Source organism: Paenibacillus sepulcri (genome assembly GCF_042647105.1).
GTDB lineage: Bacteria > Bacillota > Bacilli > Paenibacillales > Paenibacillaceae > Paenibacillus_Z > Paenibacillus_Z sepulcri.
In genome coordinates this window covers 3,189,898-3,207,140 of the sequence record NZ_JBHRUP010000001.1, presented here as the reverse complement: position 1 = coordinate 3,207,140, position 17,243 = coordinate 3,189,898, and the positions used below count along the sequence as shown (strand labels likewise).

The window sequence follows — 17,243 nt, the reverse complement described above, 5'->3', positions numbered from 1 at the left end:
CGGCGGGATGGGCAAGCCGCCTGCAGTCAAAAGAAAATTCCTTTCTCTGATATATAACCTTGGACGATTGTTCGCAGCGAGAGCGGAGTTTACCGCCATGCTCGTCCGGACTTTGGGACGGGGCACCTCCACCGGCAGTATAGAACTTTATAACGATGTAGATCCAGAGCATGGTATTTTGGAGTCCTGGCAGCAGCGAAGGAGCTTGGACTGTTAGGTTTCGCGAGCGGGAACAGCTTCAAGCCGGATCAACCGCTCACCCGCGAGGAAATGGCGAGTATGCTGGCCGCCGCGATTGCCCTTAAAGAGGTGCTGGCTGATCACTAAAGAATGGGTGAGCTTGGACGGCTACAAGGGTATCGGAAGTGTGGACGCGTCCTATCTGGAGAACGTTCGTTTGATGGTGAAGCTTCAGATCATGACAGGCACAGGCGAGGATACTTTTAGTCCCAAGGGCGTAACGACACGCGCTCAGGCGGCGGTCGTATTCATTCGTACGCTGCATCAGCTTGGAATGATCGACTGATCCAATCGTCATATGCAGTTCAATCCCGCCTGAGTGGATAACTTCATTCGGGCGGGATCTGGTATCTTCGGCGGTCGTGGGCCGGCAATTCAAGTAAATGGCTGAAGAATGCAGGCGATGGCTCAGTGGGGTTAGTTCATCGCGAACGTTTCGTTTAATTCGTTAAGTATTTAATGTAAAATTGATGTAACAAAGTAAAAACAATAAGGGGGAAACTAACATGACCAAGAAAAGTGAAGTCAGCAATAAACAAAAGTTGTCACCAGAACAACAAGAAGAACTACTCCGAACATTGAAAACCCGTTTTGATAAATACATGAACCGCCATAAAAGTCTTGAATGGACAAAAATACTAGTAAAGCTTGAAGCTAATATTGAAAAATTGAGGTCGCTCAATGAAATGGAAAAAACTGGAGGAGAACCGGATGTTGTTGGTCATGATAATGAGACAGGCGAATACATTTTTTGTGATTGTTCAGCGGAAAGTCCCAAAGGCCGCAGAAGTGTTTGTTACGACCGTGAAGGGCTGGAGTCAAGGAAAGAACATAAACCGGAGAATAACGCGATTGATATGGCTGCTGCCATGGGCATTGAGCTTTTAACGGAAGAACAATACCGGGAGCTGCAGAAACTTGGAAATTTCGATACGAAAACATCAAGTTGGGTGAAAACACCTGCCAATATTAGAAAGCTCGGCGGGGCCATCTTTTGTGATCGTCGCTACGATACTGTCTTTGTATACCACAACGGAGCAGATTCCTACTATGCTGCAAGAGGGGTTCGTGGCTCGCTAAGGGTCTGACAGATAGTGCCAACATTCTATATAATTGTAAAGAGCTTAAGCGACCCAGGAGCTCGTCATATCAAGGTTGCAGCGGATTGCAACAGATAACATCCCAGGTCAGAATGTTTCAGCATACGTGCTTAATATTGATGGTTCGAAAATGAGATGTGACAGTATCGCTCAAATGCATTGATTTTAATGTCTCTGTACACTTAGGTGTATTATTAGACAAACGAGCAGTTAAGGTAAATCGCGGTGAACCTTGCCACAAGTGATGGCAAGTTTTTGGTGAACAGCATTAAGTTTCAAGGGGGGGCAGCCAATGAACAAAACAGACCGTTTATTAGCCATCGTGCTGGAGCTGCAAAGCAGAGAAGTGGTAAAGGGCGAAGATTTGGCGGACCTATTCGAAACCAGCGTGCGGACCATCTATCGTGACATTCAGGCACTTAGTGAAACGGGCGTACCGATTATAGGTGCCCCAGGCACAGGATATTCTTTGATGAAAGGCTATTTTCTGCCGCCGATCAGTTTCACGGTAGAAGAAGCCGTAACCTTGCTTATAGGAACGGACTTTATCGAGCAACGATTTGATGATGAGTATCGTGTCAGGGCTCAAGGCGCTCGGAGGAAAATCGAGGCCATTCTATCGGAGAGCGTTCGCAATGAGACCTCTCGTGTGCGCAAGACGCTGCGCTTGCTCTCTCCCGGTAAACGGGTCGCGCTGTCAAAAGAAAGGGAATATTTCGAAAAGATCCGTCGAGCGATATTAGATGAACGAAAGATCAGATTTCATTATTCGAAAGGGATTGGGGATTCCAAGGGGAATCACCATAGTGATCGTACCGTCGCTCCCTATGGCCTGGTACTCGTGGAAGGATCTTGGATGCTCGTGGCCCGTTGCGATCTACGCCAAGACATTCGCCATTTCCGTTTGTCCCGAATGACCGAACTTATCGATCTGGAAGAACGATTCGAACTACCGGCGCATTTTAACTTAAGGGAGTATACCCCTCCGGATGATCGCCACTTGCGGGTTCGCCTTCGATTTAACCATGAGATCGCAGATAAGGTGAAGGAATCGAACTATCATTACATGGAGGATATGGAAGAGCATCAAGATGGATTGCATGTGGTCTTACGCGTTCGTCAACTGGATGAATTGCTGCAATGGGTGCTTGGCTGGGGAGCGGGTGTGATCGTATTGGAACCTGAATCATTCCGAAATTGGATTCGTGAGGAAGCCCAAAAAATGTTAAAACGCTACTGACATAACGTTGTCAGTAGCGTTGTTTTATAATCGGGTATGTAAACGTAAAGGAGTGGTGAGATAAATGCGAAGTACGTCTTGCATCGGTTGGGGGACATAGCCAATCTGTTTTTTACAGCTACTATGCCCCTTAAGGAAGCTTCGCTGGTTCTGGCCCACGATATGATACGGTATTCTATTATTTATTATAGGAAGGATGATGTCTTGTGAATTTCGCTTCTGTGCGCATCATTACCGACGACGTGGATCGTCTCGTCGAGTTCTATGAGAAAGTCATGGGTGTTTCGGCGGAGCGCCCCGCGCCCGTTTTTGCCGAACTCGTTGTGCCATCATGCACCCTGGCAATCGGCCACTCCCAGACGGCACAACTATTCGGCGCTGGTTCCGTAGTGGCGGCCAACAATCACACTGTCATCATCGAGTTCCGCGTCGACGATGTCGAAGCCGAATACGCGCGCTTGAAGCCATTTGTCGATGATTGGGTAAAGGAACCGACCACGATGCCGTGGGGGAACCGTTCTGTGCTTTTCCGCGATCCCGACGGCAACCTCGTTAACCTCTTCGAGCCGGTGACCGAGGAAGCGATCAAACGGTTCAGCGGTAGGCGTTGACGGACAGTTAAAGTGAGTGAGGCTTCAATTTAGGGAGCGGCAACGATTCGTAAAATATATGACCATCTAGTGCAGAAAGTCTTAACGAGCAAATGTGAAAATTACGCATGCTAAAGAGGAATTGAATGAGGTAAATAAGCAGCTGAGGCATTTAAACGAAGGCTCCATACATGCGTTCCAAACACCTATCTTCCTCCTCATCGGGAGGTTTTTTTCATGCGAACATATACTCAGAGATAGGGGTTCGAATTCAGAAGAAAATTGAGAAACGCAAGGTGCTTGTATTTAGTATGATCAATGTGTTGGTTATTGTATTATGGATAATAGAGCGACTGCCTCAATAGAGGTATTTTTATAATATAGAACATAGGAGGATACATGTCCTGGAGCAAATTGAAGCAACATCTGGAGAGTTTTCTCTGTCCTGCGTTATATGGAAGGGTCGAATACCGTGCAACCAGCTACCGTTATTTACCCGATAAAGCAGGACTTTGTTATATTACGGTAGATAAAAAGAACGTACTCAATATGAGTGACATAACTACCTTAATCAGATGGTATCAGACGGAGCTGGAAATTAAGAATGATTCAGATATCCAAATTCCTATCAACAATGAAGAAATTGAAGCGGTCAGAAAAGATACCAAGGGGATAGTTCCGGAGGATCGTCTAAAAGTAATTGCAAGAAGTAGAAAAATATCAGAATATGCAAAGGAGCTTTTGTCAGCACAGTCATCATTAAGTAAATCAAATTTTATCGTTGTAGCTAATAAGTTTTTATCCGCTTCTATTGAGGAAAGCTTAGAGAGCAATGATATCTTATTGAATATTCTAGCTTTGGTGGACAGACGAGTGGGAAAAAAGCGAATTTTAAACATGACAGAAAAGATGAAGTTAAAGCATCCCATTGTGCAGTATTTTTATGAACTACGGCTTAGTACGTTATGAAAATAAATAACTCATTCACCTCCAATCTGGAGGTTTTTTCATGCCAGTTAGCGCTCATTTGAGACGTTTGCGGGATAACTTTTTTTCTATATAACGATTTGAAAGCTATGCAATTAGCTGGCAACAGTGTACAACACACTGGAGATCGCGGAGCATTCGTTAATTTGACTACGAGATAATAGCATATGGTAAGATATTCAATAAATGAGAGGAGCTAAAGATATGGAAATTGAAAATCGAATCCAGGCATTGGGACTGTATCTGCCGGAGCCTGCTAAAGTTCCGCCGGATGTCCGCATCCACTTTGCATGGGCACGCGTCCACGGCAATAGGGTGTATATATCGGGACATGGCCCGCAAGCGGCTGACGGCAGTGTAATCGGTCCGTTCGGCCGGGTAGGAGCCGAGGTTACGCCGGAGCAAGCTACAGAGGCCGCGAGACTTGCAACACTGGCCATGCTGGGGAGCGTTAAACGCGCAATTGGCGATTTGGACCATATTGCCGCTTGGCTCCGGGTTGACGGTTTTGTCCTGTCTGCACCGGGCTTTGATCGAACGACCAATGTGGTGAATGGCAGCTCCATGCTGCTCACCGAATTATTCGGTGAGGATATTGCCAGGCACGCACGCACAGCAATGGGCGTTGCAGCCACGCCTCTGAATTGCCCAGTGGTGATCGCGGCGGAGCTTGCGCTGCGCTAATAATATTCAAAAGGATGAGGGAACGCCGTATCCTGCGACATTCCCTTCTCATACAAATAATGGCCGGGCGCCTTGATTATTCAGAGCAGCCGGCTTTTTGCGCTGCAGCGGATTCGATCGGGCTGACCGGGGGGCTGCCAGCCGCTGTGCGATCATGCCCGGCGCCGTTACCTACTCGTTTGAAGTTTGGGCTATATGATTCAAATGAGAGGTTAGAACTTCCGGCTGCGAGAAGAACGGCGAGTGAGCCGTATCCATGGTGATGACTTCTTTGCAAGGAGACTGAGCGTACATTTGTCTTTGCAAACCAATCGAGATCGCTTTATCTTTGAGGGTTTCAATATATACCCGGGGAATCGATCCGAAATTATCGTCCGTTAGATGGACAGGCGTGATGAAAGGCCCCATCGGATCAAGGCAAATCCTTTCTTTGGCAAAAAGAACATCCTCATCTGAGCAATCGTCATAAAAGCTCGCCTTGACGAGATCTCCGTTGAGTGACATGTACGTCTGATCGTCGCTAAGCACAACGGCAGAAGGCGTTTCGGAAGTTGTATCTTTTTGCTCACTTTGAGCGATTTGAAGTAGGGTCTGCTCATTTTTTGGAAGATACGCGCATAGATACACAAGCGTTTGAATTTTTTCCGGGCGGTACTCGGCTGTCTGGGAGATGGCGTATCCACCCGAGCTGTGCCCTACCAAAATTACCTTTTTAGACTCGTTGTCTAAAACGCTGCAAAGGCGGTTCGTGTAGTCCTTAAAGGTAACCTCTTGTACCGGTGTTGTATCTAATCCATGTCCAGGCAAGTCTATGGCGATGACTCGATGTCCTGCATTTTGCAGCGAAGGGGTAATTTTATCCCAGCACCATGCTCCGTGCCATGATCCATGAACCAATACGAAAGTACTCATGGAACAGTAATCCCCTTCCAATAATAAACATATTGTATGTTTATATAATTAAATCCGAATATAACCTTAAAAGAATTTAATTTTATTGTCAATAAGACGGTGAGGGATTGCGACGTATGGTTCTATTTTCCAGATTTTTAAAAAAAACATAAGACCAAGAAAGCTGGCTTATTCTGTTCCCGAAGCTGTCCGTTGGAGCAGCATATGGGGTTTAGGTGTCCCCTACAATTGCTTATCATATATGTTGGAACTGCCTCTTCAACAAACGTGGAGGCGGTTGCTTTACAGGTGAGGGATTAAACAGGATGCTTGTTTTTTCTTGGGAAAGTTTGGTAATCTGATAGAGATCCCGATCACTGGACGCTGAGGTATTGTGAATAATAGACGACGGGACGATGTGAACTCAGAAGTAAATCTTAACATTACCTACCATTAATGCTATTAAAGGCAGGGTGACATGTATGAAATATGGAAGAATAATAGGTGAAGGCAATACGGCAACTGTATATGAATGGGAAGAAGGTACAGTGCTTAAGCTTTTCGTTCAGGGCTATCCAAAAAATGCGGTGGAAAGAGAGTTTCAAAACGCCAAGGCAATTAATGATATGAACTTTGCAAAGCCAAAGGCATATGAAATTATTAGCTGCGAAGAGCGAACGGGTATTGTCTATGACAGAGTGGAGGGCGAATCCCTGCAGGATTGGGTTTTGAAAACAGGCGACCTTCAGGGCTGTGCAGAATATATGGCGAGGCTGCATAGGACAATCGTTCAGAACAATGCCCGTAATGTACCGAATTACAAGGAATTTTTAAAATCCAATATATTAAACGCGCAACCGCCTCATTTAATGGAACAGGAAGGAGCATTAGAAATCCTGGATAAATTGAAAGAAGGAAATACGCTTTGTCATGGTGATTTTCATCCAGGAAATATATTGCTGTCTAATGGGGATACCGTGGTGATAGACTTCATGAATGTGTGCCGCGGAGATTTTTTGTACGATGTTGCAAGAACTGTTTTTTTGGTGGAATATACGCCTGTTCCTGCAGAAGCGAATGATCGGGAAACCCTTCTGCATTTTAAGAAAACACTGGCAGACTTATATCTGATCGAAATGAATGTTACCCGGGAAATGATCCAGGATTATTTATCCGTCATTATTGCGGCCAGAGCGGGTGAATGTCCCAACGAATAAGGCCGGGTTTTTCTAAGAAGCGGTTCTGTAGAAGCCTGTCCAAAGAAGAAATGTTAGAAAACAGCCTTTTGGTGAATGGCGAGCAGATTTACGGCAACAACATATGCCATGTATTCTGGTCAATCGTACAGACATGAAGGACGTATTGGAGAAAAACCAAGATCATGTCCTTCATGTTTGGAAAACAACTTATCGACTATTGATTTCATTACCTGTCCGCCCGCTGTAGGCATGCGAATGGGGACGACTGCCGTCTATTGTCGTAAACCCCTCAAATAAGTGATAATGCCCACCGCCGGGAAGAGCAATGGCGGGGCCGGTAGTTCCCTGGATGTGGTGGGTATGGCCTTGATTCAAGGAAGTAACGGTATTATAGCCGTGTACGTGAGGAACACCGGTTGGGGCAGGGGCAGTCCAGCTTGCATATTGATGGGAATGTCCGTTATTTATAGAAGTTATACCGGACAAGGAATGAACATGAACAGGATTGCCATTCCAAGACGTTATATAAAGCTTGTGTGAATGATGAGTATCGTCATCATCTCCGGAGTTCAATACGAATCCGGATACAGGAATTTTCATAAGAGGCTCCTTTCATTAAAAGGGTAAAGTACAGATTAGTGTATGGTGAATAATGTTAGGGGAAACGGCTTAAGCCTATGATAGTAAGACTTTCAGCGGTACGGATTGCGATAGCGTCATGAAGAAGGCTGCCGATGACCGGCAGCCTTCGCTGCAGGGTTACCGCAGACCGCTTAGAGGAAGTGTTATAAGAGATTGAACTGGCATGCGTGCGAAGAACCTGTGGGCAGCAAAAGACCCCGTTGAACCAGTTCAATGGGGTAATTGTAATATTGAGTAACAGGTCTCCATTCAGGTTTTAAAAATTAAATAAGCAATAATCCCTTGCTGGTTTTTTCCATCAGACATGAGAAAATCTACTTAAGGAGAAGATGCTATGAATATTGGTGAAAAGCTAAAGGCAAAGCAGGATATACCCAGGAAGAAATAGCAGAAAAGATGAATATCACAAGACAAACGCTGTCGAATTGGGAAGTCGGTAAAAACTATCCTGACATTGATTCCATCATTAAGCTAAGCCATATTTATGAGCTCTCCTTAGACGAATTGCTGTTAGGAAAAATCTTTTTTAAAGGAGCGTTTCCAATGATAAAGAAGTTAGCTGAAGTGGAAATTGGGGCTTTGATCAAAAAACATTATCCCGCTGCATTAAATATTAGAGAGCTTCACGGCGGGCTGGTTTCACAAACCTACTCCTTTCAGGAAGGCGAGAATCGCTTGATTTTCCAGGCAGGAAATAGCTTGGAAGCATATGAAAAGGAAAAATGGATCGATAAAAATATTCATACCATTCTCCCGGTACGCAAAGTGTTGGAGGTACACGTGACTGAGAACGAGCTTGTTTACTCCTTTTCAAAATTTATAGAAGGAAACAAATTGTTTGATTTAAACAGTCAGGAGTTACTTGATATTGTTCCTGCCGTAATAAAAACCTTGGAAGCTCTGGAAAAAGTTGATGTGACTGAGTCGGAAGGATATGGACGTTTTGACAAAACGGGATATGCGACTTATCCCTCGTGGTTAGATTTTATTAAGGCAGTCTATAACGAAAATATTTATAATTGGTCGGCCTTGGAGAATAATGGATTAGACTCGGAAGTAGTAAGAAATGCCATTCAGGAACTAAAGGTTCATATTAGCAGTGTCACATTAAAGAAAAAAAATATGGTTCATGGGGATCTGGGCTCATTCAATTTGTTGGCAAAAGACGATCAAATTACAGGAATTATAGATTGGAGTCTTGCGTTATATGGAGACCATTTGTATGACAAGGCAAATATCTTGTTCTGGAATGAAGATAAGCTTCAGCCGCTTGTTCAACAAATTACTCAACGGTATATTGCGTCTCCCGAGTCCAAAGAACGAATCTATTGCTATATGCTCCGCATTGGATTAGAAGAAATATACAATACAGTGATTCTTAAAGAAGTGGGCTATGACATTGAATGGGGTGCAAATCGATTGCAAAGAATTATGGACAATGATTTGAAGAATTGACAAAATAGAGGCGGCGGGTAAATGATTTTCAAGGTATAAGCTGAATATCCTGCTCTTGGAAATATAAAAGCTATCAATGACGATCTAACGTGAGTTACGCATAAACGCCGAACCCCCAAAAAGCCCTCCCCGATATTATTTTCGGGAGGGCTTTTGCGCTTGCTTGTATCTTCAGGCAGTCGGTTCCGCGGTGGTGATCATCCACATGATGCCGTACTTGTCTTCGATTTGTCCGAATAAGGCTCCCCAGAATGCCGGCTCAAGCGGGCACTTCACATTGCCGCCCTCAGCCAGTTTATCGAAGGCTTCGCGGGCTTCGGTTTCTGTTGGAAACTCGAGACTCAAATTTATGGCGTTTCCCCGAATGATCGGCTCAAATACGGAATCGGACATTAAGAAATTAATTCCTCCTGCCATCAGACTCAAGTTAACGACTTTGTCCTTGAGCTCTTCCCTTGCTTCAGGAAGCTGCTCATGCGTCATAACGGACAGAATCTCTCCACCGAGCGCATGAGTGTAGAACTCAGCTTGAGCTCTTGCGTCCTCCGACATAATATAAGTGGTGTGTTTTGCCATCTCATAACATCCTTTCATCCCTTGGTTTGGACTGTCTTGTCAGCCTCTATGAAGACAACGAATGAGATAGGGTAAAATCGACAGATTCCAAAAAAAAGTTTGAGATATCCAGGAACATGATTGTTCCAATTATAAAGGGTCATGGGAACAATCATTTAGATAAGAATTCCTGCAGAAGAAATTGATGTATTTTTTGGTAGAGCCGCAATTGCTCCGCTTAACAAAAACTTAAAAATTAGCGGCATTATGACAGGAGGAAGTATGGTATCCATAGAATAACCAGAAAGACGCTGCAGCAGCTACATGCCATACAAGTGAGAAAGCGGTTGCGCGGAACAAGGCGTGTCTGCTTTTTTTTTGAATAAAAGAACAGGGGGAAAAAATAATGAAAGCGATGATGCGGATAATCATGAGTTCGATCTTCGCCAAGCTGGTCGGCGGCTTCCTGCTCGCCATTGTTCCGATGTACATCGCCGGTATCTTCATGAATGAGCTGGGATCGCAAAGTGTCAAGCATGAAATCTCACAGTCATTAAGCGCACGCTCGAATTTCTTCATGCACACCTTCGAGCAGGAGCTACGCAGCACGGATCTGCTGATCCATGACTTGTCGCAGGACAGCGACATGCAGAAGCTCAGTACGATTGCGCCGGCCATGTCCCGTCTGGAATACTACCAGGCCTTTGACCGGATTCAGAACAAGATGCGTCTCCTGAAAAGCTCCAATCAATATATCACCACGGCGGAGGCCTACATCCCGTTAATCGAGAAGACGATCCAGGAGACCTCCTATCTAACGGCGCTACCGCAGGAGCAGATCGATGCATTGGAGCGCAAATCGGATGGTGTTCTGGTGGAATGGAATGGCAGGCTCCAGATGGGGACGGTCTATCCGGATTACCCCCGTAAAAATAAAGCGCCGAATTTTGCGATATTAACCGAGCTTAATAGGGGCAAACTGCAGGATTCGCTGGACAAACTGGTCGGCGCTGGCGGAGGCGGTGCGGCGCTGGTGGGGATCGACTCGAGCCTGTCGGTGTGGAACGATGGGTCAGAAGCATCGGCAAGGCAGATTGCGGCTGAGCTGAATGAGAAAATGTCGACAGACTTCTCCTCCTATGAGACCCAGCTGGAATTTGAGGGGACGCGTTATTGGATCAATATGGAGAAATCCGTTTATCTGGATACCGTTCTTATTGTCTATGTGCCTGCCCATGAATTTTTGGGACCGCTTTCCAAGCATCGGGTCATCTTCTTTGGTCTATCAGGGTTCTCCTTGCTTGTCATTATTATTTTTTCCTACTGGATCTACAACCGCATTCATCAACCGCTGCATCGGATGGTGCGGACGTTCCGCAAGATGGATCTGAATAACCTGCAGCAGATTGAGCTTCACCACAGTCACGAGGATGAATTTCGCTATCTGTATGAACAGTTCAACCAGATGGTTCGGCGCATTCGGATTCTCATACAGGAAGCCTATGAGCAGAAAATCCGCTCGCAGCGCTCGGAGCTCAAGCAGCTGCAGGCGCAGATCAACCCGCATTTCCTGTACAACAGCTTCTTCACCCTTCACCAGATGGCACAGATGTATGATTTTGACCATATTGTGCTGTTTACGAAGCATCTGGGCTCTTATTTCAAATTCATCACCAGGAATGCCTCGGATGAGGTATCCCTCTCTGCGGAAGTGGAGCATGCCAAGTCCTATGCAGATATTCAGTCCATCCGGTTTCAGAGACGGATTGCCGCCAGCTGGGATGCCGTCCCTCCCGGATGGGAGCATCGCGAGGTGCCCCTGCTCATTCTCCAGCCCTTGCTGGAAAATGCCTATGGACATGGACTCGAAGAGAAGGAGAGGGGAGGAGAAATTGCCATCGGGATGACAGAGATCGACGGGCAGCTGCATATCTCCATCGATGACAACGGCGAGCGATTAACGGATGAGACATTGAACCTCATGATAGAAAAGCTGGAGCAGCCAGTGGATGTGGGTGAAACGACGGGACTGTATAATGTCCATCGCCGGCTGCAGCTGAAGTATGGCCATACTGGAGGCTTGGCATTCTCGAGGAGTCCAATTGGAGGCTTGCAAGTCAAAATAATTCTGCCCGGAGGTGCGTGATGTATAGAATATTGATCGTGGATGATGAACCCTTCATCGTTGGAGGTTTGGCCAGCTTATGCGCAGACGCGGAGCATCTGGAGCTTGAAATCTACACGGCGGCCTCTTCGGCCCAGGCCATGGAATGGCTCAGAAGAGTCAAGATCGATATTGTTCTCTCGGACATCAAGATGCCAGGGCTGAATGGACTTATGCTGCAGAAGGAGATTGAGAAGCAGTGGCCGCACTGCAAAGTGATTTTTCTGACGGGCTATGATGACTTTGACTATATTCAGGAAGCGTTCCGCGCAGGAAGCGTGGATTATATTTTGAAGACCGAGGGGAATGATACCGTTCTTCTGGCCCTCGAGAGGACGCTGCAGCTGCTTGATGAGGAGAGGGCGATGGACAGCGTTCTCGAGAGAGCCGCAGAGCAAACGAAAAAAGCCTTGCCCTATCTGCAGAAGCAGTATCTGATGGATCTGCTCGAAGGGGACTCCGTTGCCCTGAAGGATCTGAAGAGATGGTTTGCTGAAGTGGAGATGGAGCTGCGTTTTGACCGTCCCTGTATGCTGCTGATTTGCCGCGTCGATCAGTTTAGGGAGAATACGCCTACATCCCGTTCTCTGTATCTCTACATGATTCAGAATGTTGTGGAGGAGCTGCTTAGTCCAAGCATTTCATTAATGCATCTGGAATATGATCGTTCCAAGATCGTGTGGCTGCTGCAGGTCAAGCATGATTCCTCTTTGGAAGAAGACTCGAAGGAGCAGGTGCAGGAACGGGCGATGCGATTCATTCACGGTACGCTGGAGCAGATCCAGCAGGTCTGCAAAACGCTGGATCATCTCAAAATCTCATTGGCTGCCGCCAGCGAATGGGTGGATTGGGGGCAGCTCCCTTACTCGTTTGAGAGGCTCAAGCTGCTGCTCAGCAGCGGTCTTGGTATTGGGGAGGAATCCCTTCTCACCGGGAATCCGCAGCAGCAAACGGCGAATGAGAAGGATAAGCCGGAGCGTATGCAATTATCGGAGAAGAGGCTGAATATGCTGCGCTCCTGCCTGGACAACGGGGAGAGAGAGGATTTCGATTACACGCTGTCCCATATGCTGAGCACCTCCTTTCGGGCGGAGCAGACCGATCATCTGTTTAATATGATGCTCTATTATCGTCTGGTCTCCTTGTACCTCCCCTATATATCATCGATAGAGACCTACAGCGCAAGAGAGAATGGACATCTCGTCGATCTGGACAAGCTGACGCGCCATGACGGGCATGGCTCATGGAACGAGGCTGCGGATTATTTGCAGGAGCTGACGGCTGTCATATTCTCTACGCAGGAGAAAGGGAAGGATGAGCAGCAGCATGAGGTCATCAAGAAGGTGAAGCTGTTAATCGATGAGCATCTCTCCGGAGACTTGTCCCTGACTCATATCGGGGAGGCCGTAGGCCACAACCCGTCTTACTTGTCCAGACTCTATAAGCAAGTTACCGGTGAAGGATTATCCGAAGCGATAAACAGCGCGCGTCTTGGCAAGGCGAAGCAGCTCCTGCAGGAGACGAATGATAAGGTTCATGAGATCGCTGCGGCTGTCGGCTTCGTCTCACCTCCGTATTTTTATCGTTTTTTTAAGAAAGCGACCGGGATTACCCCTCAGGAATACCGGGAGATGATAAATACGTAAACAAAAGATAGTAAAGTCAAAAGATTGAAGTAGATGCCTCAACTTGCCGTCATCTATACTTTTTAGAGAAAGAGCAGTTATAAATTCAGGAGGGTGACGCGAATGAACAGGAAGAAGTCAGGTATCATGATGCTGCTTGTTTACACAGTCATGTTCGCTCTTATTCTTGGCGCCTGCAGCTCAAACAATGGTAACGGGAGCGGGGGAGAGGCGGCCGAGCCGGCTGGTAATCAGCCGTCAGGTCAGGAAGAAGCCGGCGCGGACACGAGTCCTCTTGGAGCTTATGATCCGCCGATTACCATCGATGCGGTTCGATATGTCGGAGAAGAGGTCAAGTTTCCGCAGGGTGATGATATTGAAAGCAATGTATGGAGCAAATTGTACAAGGAAATGGGCATCAACGTGAACTATAAATGGATCGTAACGGGCAGTGAGCAGTACGATTCCAAGCTCAATATTGCAATTGCATCCAACGACTTGCCGGACTTCATGCAGGTCAATGAGATTCAACTGCGCCAGCTCGCAGATGCGGACCAGCTGGCTGATCTGACCGGAGCGTTCGATCAGTATGCCAGTGATGATCTTAAGGCCGTCATGAACATCGATGCCAATGCCTTGTCATCGGCCACCTTTGATGGCAAGCTGCTGGCCATTCCATCCACCCAGCCTGTAATTGGTGGCTCGGCTCCGCTGCTGTGGGTGAGGCAGGATTGGATGGAGAAGCTGAAGCTGGAAGCTCCAAAATCCATGGATGATGTGGTGAAAATTGCTGAGGCCTTCGCTAAAGAAGGGAAGTATGGGATTGCCTTGACCAAGGATATAGGCAGTAACGCCAGCTCCATCGGACTGTTCAACGGATACGGCGGTTATCCGCGGATCTGGGTGGAGGATGGCTCCGGCGGGCTGCAGTACGGCAGTATCCAGCCAGAGATGAAGGAGGCGCTGGTCAAGCTTCAGGAGATGTACAAAGCCAAGCTAATCGATCCCGAGTTTGGCGTCAAGGATACCGTCAAGGTATTCGAATCCATCACGAGCAATCAGATCGGGATGATCATTGGACCAAGCTGGTACCCGGCCTGGCCATTCTGGGACATGGTGAAGGAGAATGATGCTGTTGATTGGGTATCCTATCCGATCCCTTCTGTAGACGGAGGGGAAGCCACGGTGCAGATGCCGTTCTCGGTCTCCCATTACTATGTCATGAAGAAAGATTACAGCAATCCTGAGGTCATCGTGAAACTGGCCAACCTGTATTACGAGAAATTATACAGTGAGCAAGCAGAGTTTGATACATACGGACAGGTCGTTACGGCTGACGAATCCATTGGCGTCAATAAATACTCCCTGGTAGAGGTTGTGAATCCAAACAAGGATTTGATTCGTCAGGAGGAGCTGGAGAAGGCCCTGGAGAACGGCAGCGATGCAGATATTTCAAGCGCCGAAACCAAAATCATGTTCAAGGAATTTCAAGGTTTTCTGGATGGCAGCAATCCCGCAGGTTGGTCCGGCTACAAAGCAAGCGGGCCGGAGGGCTCCATGAAGCAGCTGCGGACGCTTAATGACAACCATAAGGTGCTCAGCAATGGCTTTGTAGGCGCGCCAACCGAGACGATGGCTGAGAAGAAAGCCACGCTGGACCGGATGGAGGAGGAGACGTTCACCAAGATTATTATCGGAGAGGCTCCCATTGAAGCATTCGACAAGTTTGTAGCGGACTGGAAGAAGCTTGGCGGAGATACGATCACGGAGGAAGTCAATGAATGGAAGGCAGGCAAGTAACCCGATGATATTCAAGAAGAGAGGCTCCATTAGGAGCTTTTCTTTCTTATAGCGGCCTGCTGGACAGTTCAACAAAGGAAGGACGCCATCAGCGAAGAGAGCAGAATTCGCACAGCTAGGAGGATTGCCATGCTTGGACAAAGCCTGAAGCGGCAGTGGCCGCTCTATCTTATGATTCTACCTGGATGCATAATCGTATTTATCTATGCTTACTGGCCCATGGCGGGGATTGTTATGGCCTTCCAGAAGTTTACGCCCTTCAAAGGCCTGTTCGGATCCGAGTGGGTGGGGCTGGATAATTTCACATATTTATTTGCCCTCCCTGACATCTGGCAGGTCATCTGGAATACCGTGTTTATTGCCTTTATGAAAATTGGCGGGGGACTCATCGTTCCTGTAATGATCGCGCTTCTGTTAAATGAAGTACGCGGCACATTGGTGAAACGCGGTGTGCAGACATTGATTTATCTGCCGCATTTCTTGTCCTGGGTCATTCTGGGCGGGATATTTATTGATATTCTCTCGCCCGCTACAGGGATTTTCAATCAGATCTTAGGGCTGCTCGGGATCGAGCCAATCTTCTTCCTTGGCAGTAATACTTGGTTTCCCTATACGCTTGTAGTGACAGATATCTGGAAGGAATTCGGCTTCAGCACCATTGTATATCTCGCCGCCCTGACTTCGATCGATCCTTCCTTGTATGAAGCGGCGACCGTGGATGGGGCGGGGAGATGGAAGCAGACATGGCATGTAACGCTGCCGGGCATGCTGCCGATTATTATTCTGCTGTCGACACTGAGCTTGGGCAATGTCCTGAATGCCGGCTTCGATCAGGTTTTTAATATGTACAGCCCGATGGTCTACGAGAGCGGGGATATCCTGGATACTTTCATCTACCGTATTGGTCTGCAAGGTGCGCAGTACAGCGTGGGGACGGCAATCGGGTTATTCAAATCAGTCATTTCCCTGGTCTTTATTTTGACATCGTATGCGCTGGCATCGCGATTAGCCAACTACCGGATATTTTGATAGGGGGGAGCATTATGCATCATGACACACCAGGACGCAAACTGTTTCTCACTGTCAATAATGTGATGCTGATTGGGCTGGCGCTGCTGTGTTTTCTGCCCATCATTCATATATTGGCGGTTTCTTTAAGCTCCAAAGGCGCGGCTACCGCGGGGCTGGTGAAGCTATGGCCGGTTCAATTCACGCTGAGCTCTTACGAGTATGTATTAAATAAACCGCAATTCCTCATATCGATGTGGGTGACGGTGCAGCGGGTGGTGCTCGGAACGTCAATCAGTATGCTCCTGACCCTGCTGGTGGCGTATCCGTTGTCCAAGGAAAACCACCAGTTCAGATTTCGCACCGCCTTTGCCTGGTATTTTGTATTTACGACGCTCTTCTCCGGCGGCTTGATTCCCTGGTATATGACGATTCGGGATACGGGACTCATCGACCATATCTGGGCACTCGTTATTCCTGGCGCGGTGCCGGTGTTTAATGTCATCCTGCTGCTGAACTTCTTCAGGGGCTTGCCCCGTGAGCTTGAGGAGTCCTGCTTCATGGATGGCGGGAATTACTGGACCAGCCTGTGGCGCATCTATGCGCCATTGTCTCTGCCGGCGATGGCCACCGTTACGCTGTTCACGATTGTGGGCCACTGGAATTCCTGGTTCGACGGCTTGATCCTGATGAATTCACCGGACAATTACCCGTTATCCAGTTACCTGCAGACCGTCATTGTACAGGAGAATCTGTCGAATATGACGGCTGACCAGGCTGCCGCGATGGCGGACGTGTCCAACCGTACCTTCAAGGCGGCACAGATCTTCATCGGCTCGCTGCCGATCTTACTCGTCTATCCCTTCCTCCAGAGGTATTTTGTGAAAGGGATCGTCCTGGGCAGTGTGAAAGGCTGAAATGGATAGGGGACCAATAAGAGTGCATGTGTCACGTATCTGTGGCATATGCACTCTTTGTTCAGCTTTGACCATGGAAAAACCGCGGTATATCCGCAAGCTCAAGTTGAATTACAAGAGAAAATCGGGGGAAAAAGTGTTTGTCA

The 17,243-nt window shown here is 47.4% G+C and carries 16 protein-coding genes and 2 pseudogenes; 15 read left to right on the top strand and 3 right to left on the bottom strand.

Annotated elements, in window-relative coordinates; genetic code table 11:
- Window positions 1–180: 180 nt before the first annotated feature.
- From ACFOLF_RS14270 to ACFOLF_RS14240, 7 genes and pseudogenes are all read left to right on the top strand, one after another.
- Window positions 181–327: pseudogene (locus ACFOLF_RS14270) on the top strand (S-layer homology domain-containing protein); the annotation flags it as partial.
- Window positions 328–340: 13 nt separating this feature from the next.
- On the top strand, window positions 341–526 hold the full coding sequence (locus ACFOLF_RS14265) for an S-layer homology domain-containing protein (RefSeq protein ID WP_210044769.1): 186 nt from the start codon (window positions 341–343) through the stop codon (window positions 524–526).
- A gap of 220 nt (window positions 527–746) precedes the next feature.
- The gene (locus tag ACFOLF_RS14260) at window positions 747–1,328 is read left to right on the top strand and encodes a DUF4256 domain-containing protein (protein ID WP_210044768.1); all 582 of its coding nucleotides are present in this window, start codon (window positions 747–749) and stop codon (window positions 1,326–1,328) included.
- A 304-nt stretch (window positions 1,329–1,632) separates the two neighbouring features.
- Window positions 1,633–2,580, top strand: coding sequence for a helix-turn-helix transcriptional regulator (locus tag ACFOLF_RS14255; protein ID WP_210044767.1), 948 nt, complete (start codon window positions 1,633–1,635; stop codon window positions 2,578–2,580).
- Between the two features lie 206 nt (window positions 2,581–2,786).
- Window positions 2,787–3,191, top strand: a complete 405-nt coding sequence (locus ACFOLF_RS14250) for a VOC family protein (protein WP_147946840.1) — start codon at window positions 2,787–2,789, stop codon at window positions 3,189–3,191.
- A 378-nt stretch (window positions 3,192–3,569) separates the two neighbouring features.
- The gene (locus ACFOLF_RS14245; RefSeq protein ID WP_210044766.1) at window positions 3,570–4,139 is read left to right on the top strand and encodes an SF0329 family protein; all 570 of its coding nucleotides are present in this window, start codon (window positions 3,570–3,572) and stop codon (window positions 4,137–4,139) included.
- Between the two features lie 222 nt (window positions 4,140–4,361).
- Window positions 4,362–4,841, top strand: coding sequence for a RidA family protein (locus tag ACFOLF_RS14240; RefSeq protein WP_210044765.1), 480 nt, complete (start codon window positions 4,362–4,364; stop codon window positions 4,839–4,841).
- 171 nt (window positions 4,842–5,012) lie between these two features.
- Here ACFOLF_RS14240 and ACFOLF_RS14235 read toward each other — a convergent pair whose 3' ends face one another.
- Complete coding sequence (locus ACFOLF_RS14235) at window positions 5,013–5,753, bottom strand: alpha/beta fold hydrolase (protein WP_210044764.1); 741 nt, start codon at window positions 5,751–5,753, stop codon at window positions 5,013–5,015.
- 461 nt (window positions 5,754–6,214) lie between these two features.
- On the opposite strand from ACFOLF_RS14235, the gene ACFOLF_RS14230 reads away from it, so the two are divergent.
- The gene (locus ACFOLF_RS14230) at window positions 6,215–6,949 is read left to right on the top strand and encodes a phosphotransferase family protein (RefSeq protein ID WP_210044763.1); all 735 of its coding nucleotides are present in this window, start codon (window positions 6,215–6,217) and stop codon (window positions 6,947–6,949) included.
- Between the two features lie 189 nt (window positions 6,950–7,138).
- Here the strand turns inward: ACFOLF_RS14230 and ACFOLF_RS14225 are convergent, their stop codons facing one another.
- Window positions 7,139–7,531, bottom strand: coding sequence for a YmaF family protein (locus ACFOLF_RS14225; RefSeq protein ID WP_210044762.1), 393 nt, complete (start codon window positions 7,529–7,531; stop codon window positions 7,139–7,141).
- Between the two features lie 402 nt (window positions 7,532–7,933).
- Between ACFOLF_RS14225 and ACFOLF_RS14220 the strand changes: the two are divergent.
- A pseudogene (locus tag ACFOLF_RS14220) lies at window positions 7,934–8,080 on the top strand (helix-turn-helix transcriptional regulator); the annotation flags it as partial.
- A 36-nt stretch (window positions 8,081–8,116) separates the two neighbouring features.
- Complete coding sequence (locus ACFOLF_RS14215; RefSeq protein WP_379114682.1) at window positions 8,117–9,028, top strand: aminoglycoside phosphotransferase family protein; 912 nt, start codon at window positions 8,117–8,119, stop codon at window positions 9,026–9,028.
- A 171-nt stretch (window positions 9,029–9,199) separates the two neighbouring features.
- Here the strand turns inward: ACFOLF_RS14215 and ACFOLF_RS14210 are convergent, their stop codons facing one another.
- On the bottom strand, window positions 9,200–9,604 hold the full coding sequence (locus ACFOLF_RS14210) for a VOC family protein (protein WP_210044761.1): 405 nt from the start codon (window positions 9,602–9,604) through the stop codon (window positions 9,200–9,202).
- Window positions 9,605–9,989: 385 nt separating this feature from the next.
- On the opposite strand from ACFOLF_RS14210, the gene ACFOLF_RS14205 reads away from it, so the two are divergent.
- The 5 genes from ACFOLF_RS14205 to ACFOLF_RS14185 all read left to right on the top strand — a co-directional run bounded on the left by ACFOLF_RS14205 (window position 9,990) and on the right by ACFOLF_RS14185 (window position 17,097).
- Window positions 9,990–11,729 (top strand): sensor histidine kinase, encoded by a 1,740-nt coding sequence (locus ACFOLF_RS14205; protein ID WP_379114671.1) that lies wholly within the window; start codon window positions 9,990–9,992, stop codon window positions 11,727–11,729.
- A complete protein-coding gene (locus ACFOLF_RS14200; protein ID WP_210044760.1) occupies window positions 11,729–13,393 on the top strand; it encodes a response regulator in 1,665 nt (554 codons plus the stop codon). The genes ACFOLF_RS14205 and ACFOLF_RS14200 overlap by 1 nt, the downstream gene beginning before the upstream one ends.
- A gap of 102 nt (window positions 13,394–13,495) precedes the next feature.
- Window positions 13,496–15,172: an extracellular solute-binding protein gene (locus tag ACFOLF_RS14195; RefSeq protein ID WP_379114669.1), complete on the top strand. Its 1,677-nt coding sequence runs from the start codon at window positions 13,496–13,498 to the stop codon at window positions 15,170–15,172.
- Window positions 15,173–15,301: 129 nt separating this feature from the next.
- Window positions 15,302–16,201 carry an ABC transporter permease gene (locus tag ACFOLF_RS14190; protein WP_210044759.1) on the top strand — a complete coding sequence of 300 codons (900 nt, stop codon included), beginning with the start codon at window positions 15,302–15,304 and terminating at the stop codon, window positions 16,199–16,201.
- A gap of 14 nt (window positions 16,202–16,215) precedes the next feature.
- The gene (locus ACFOLF_RS14185) at window positions 16,216–17,097 is read left to right on the top strand and encodes a carbohydrate ABC transporter permease (protein WP_210044758.1); all 882 of its coding nucleotides are present in this window, start codon (window positions 16,216–16,218) and stop codon (window positions 17,095–17,097) included.
- Window positions 17,098–17,243: the final 146 nt, after the last annotated feature.

Coding starts and splice junctions, on each gene's coding strand:
- ACFOLF_RS14260 (WP_210044768.1), top strand. CDS start 747: ATGACCAAGAAAAGTGAAGTCAGCAATAAACAAAAGTTGTCACCAGAA.
- ACFOLF_RS14255 (WP_210044767.1), top strand. CDS start 1,633: ATGAACAAAACAGACCGTTTATTAGCCATCGTGCTGGAGCTGCAAAGC.
- ACFOLF_RS14245 (WP_210044766.1), top strand. CDS start 3,570: ATGTCCTGGAGCAAATTGAAGCAACATCTGGAGAGTTTTCTCTGTCCT.
- ACFOLF_RS14240 (WP_210044765.1), top strand. CDS start 4,362: ATGGAAATTGAAAATCGAATCCAGGCATTGGGACTGTATCTGCCGGAG.
- ACFOLF_RS14235 (WP_210044764.1), bottom strand. CDS start 5,753: ATGAGTACTTTCGTATTGGTTCATGGATCATGGCACGGAGCATGGTGC.
- ACFOLF_RS14230 (WP_210044763.1), top strand. CDS start 6,215: ATGAAATATGGAAGAATAATAGGTGAAGGCAATACGGCAACTGTATAT.
- ACFOLF_RS14225 (WP_210044762.1), bottom strand. CDS start 7,531: ATGAAAATTCCTGTATCCGGATTCGTATTGAACTCCGGAGATGATGAC.
- ACFOLF_RS14215 (WP_379114682.1), top strand. CDS start 8,117: ATGATAAAGAAGTTAGCTGAAGTGGAAATTGGGGCTTTGATCAAAAAA.
- ACFOLF_RS14210 (WP_210044761.1), bottom strand. CDS start 9,604: ATGGCAAAACACACCACTTATATTATGTCGGAGGACGCAAGAGCTCAA.
- ACFOLF_RS14205 (WP_379114671.1), top strand. CDS start 9,990: ATGAAAGCGATGATGCGGATAATCATGAGTTCGATCTTCGCCAAGCTG.
- ACFOLF_RS14200 (WP_210044760.1), top strand. CDS start 11,729: ATGTATAGAATATTGATCGTGGATGATGAACCCTTCATCGTTGGAGGT.
- ACFOLF_RS14195 (WP_379114669.1), top strand. CDS start 13,496: ATGAACAGGAAGAAGTCAGGTATCATGATGCTGCTTGTTTACACAGTC.
- ACFOLF_RS14190 (WP_210044759.1), top strand. CDS start 15,302: ATGCTTGGACAAAGCCTGAAGCGGCAGTGGCCGCTCTATCTTATGATT.
- ACFOLF_RS14185 (WP_210044758.1), top strand. CDS start 16,216: ATGCATCATGACACACCAGGACGCAAACTGTTTCTCACTGTCAATAAT.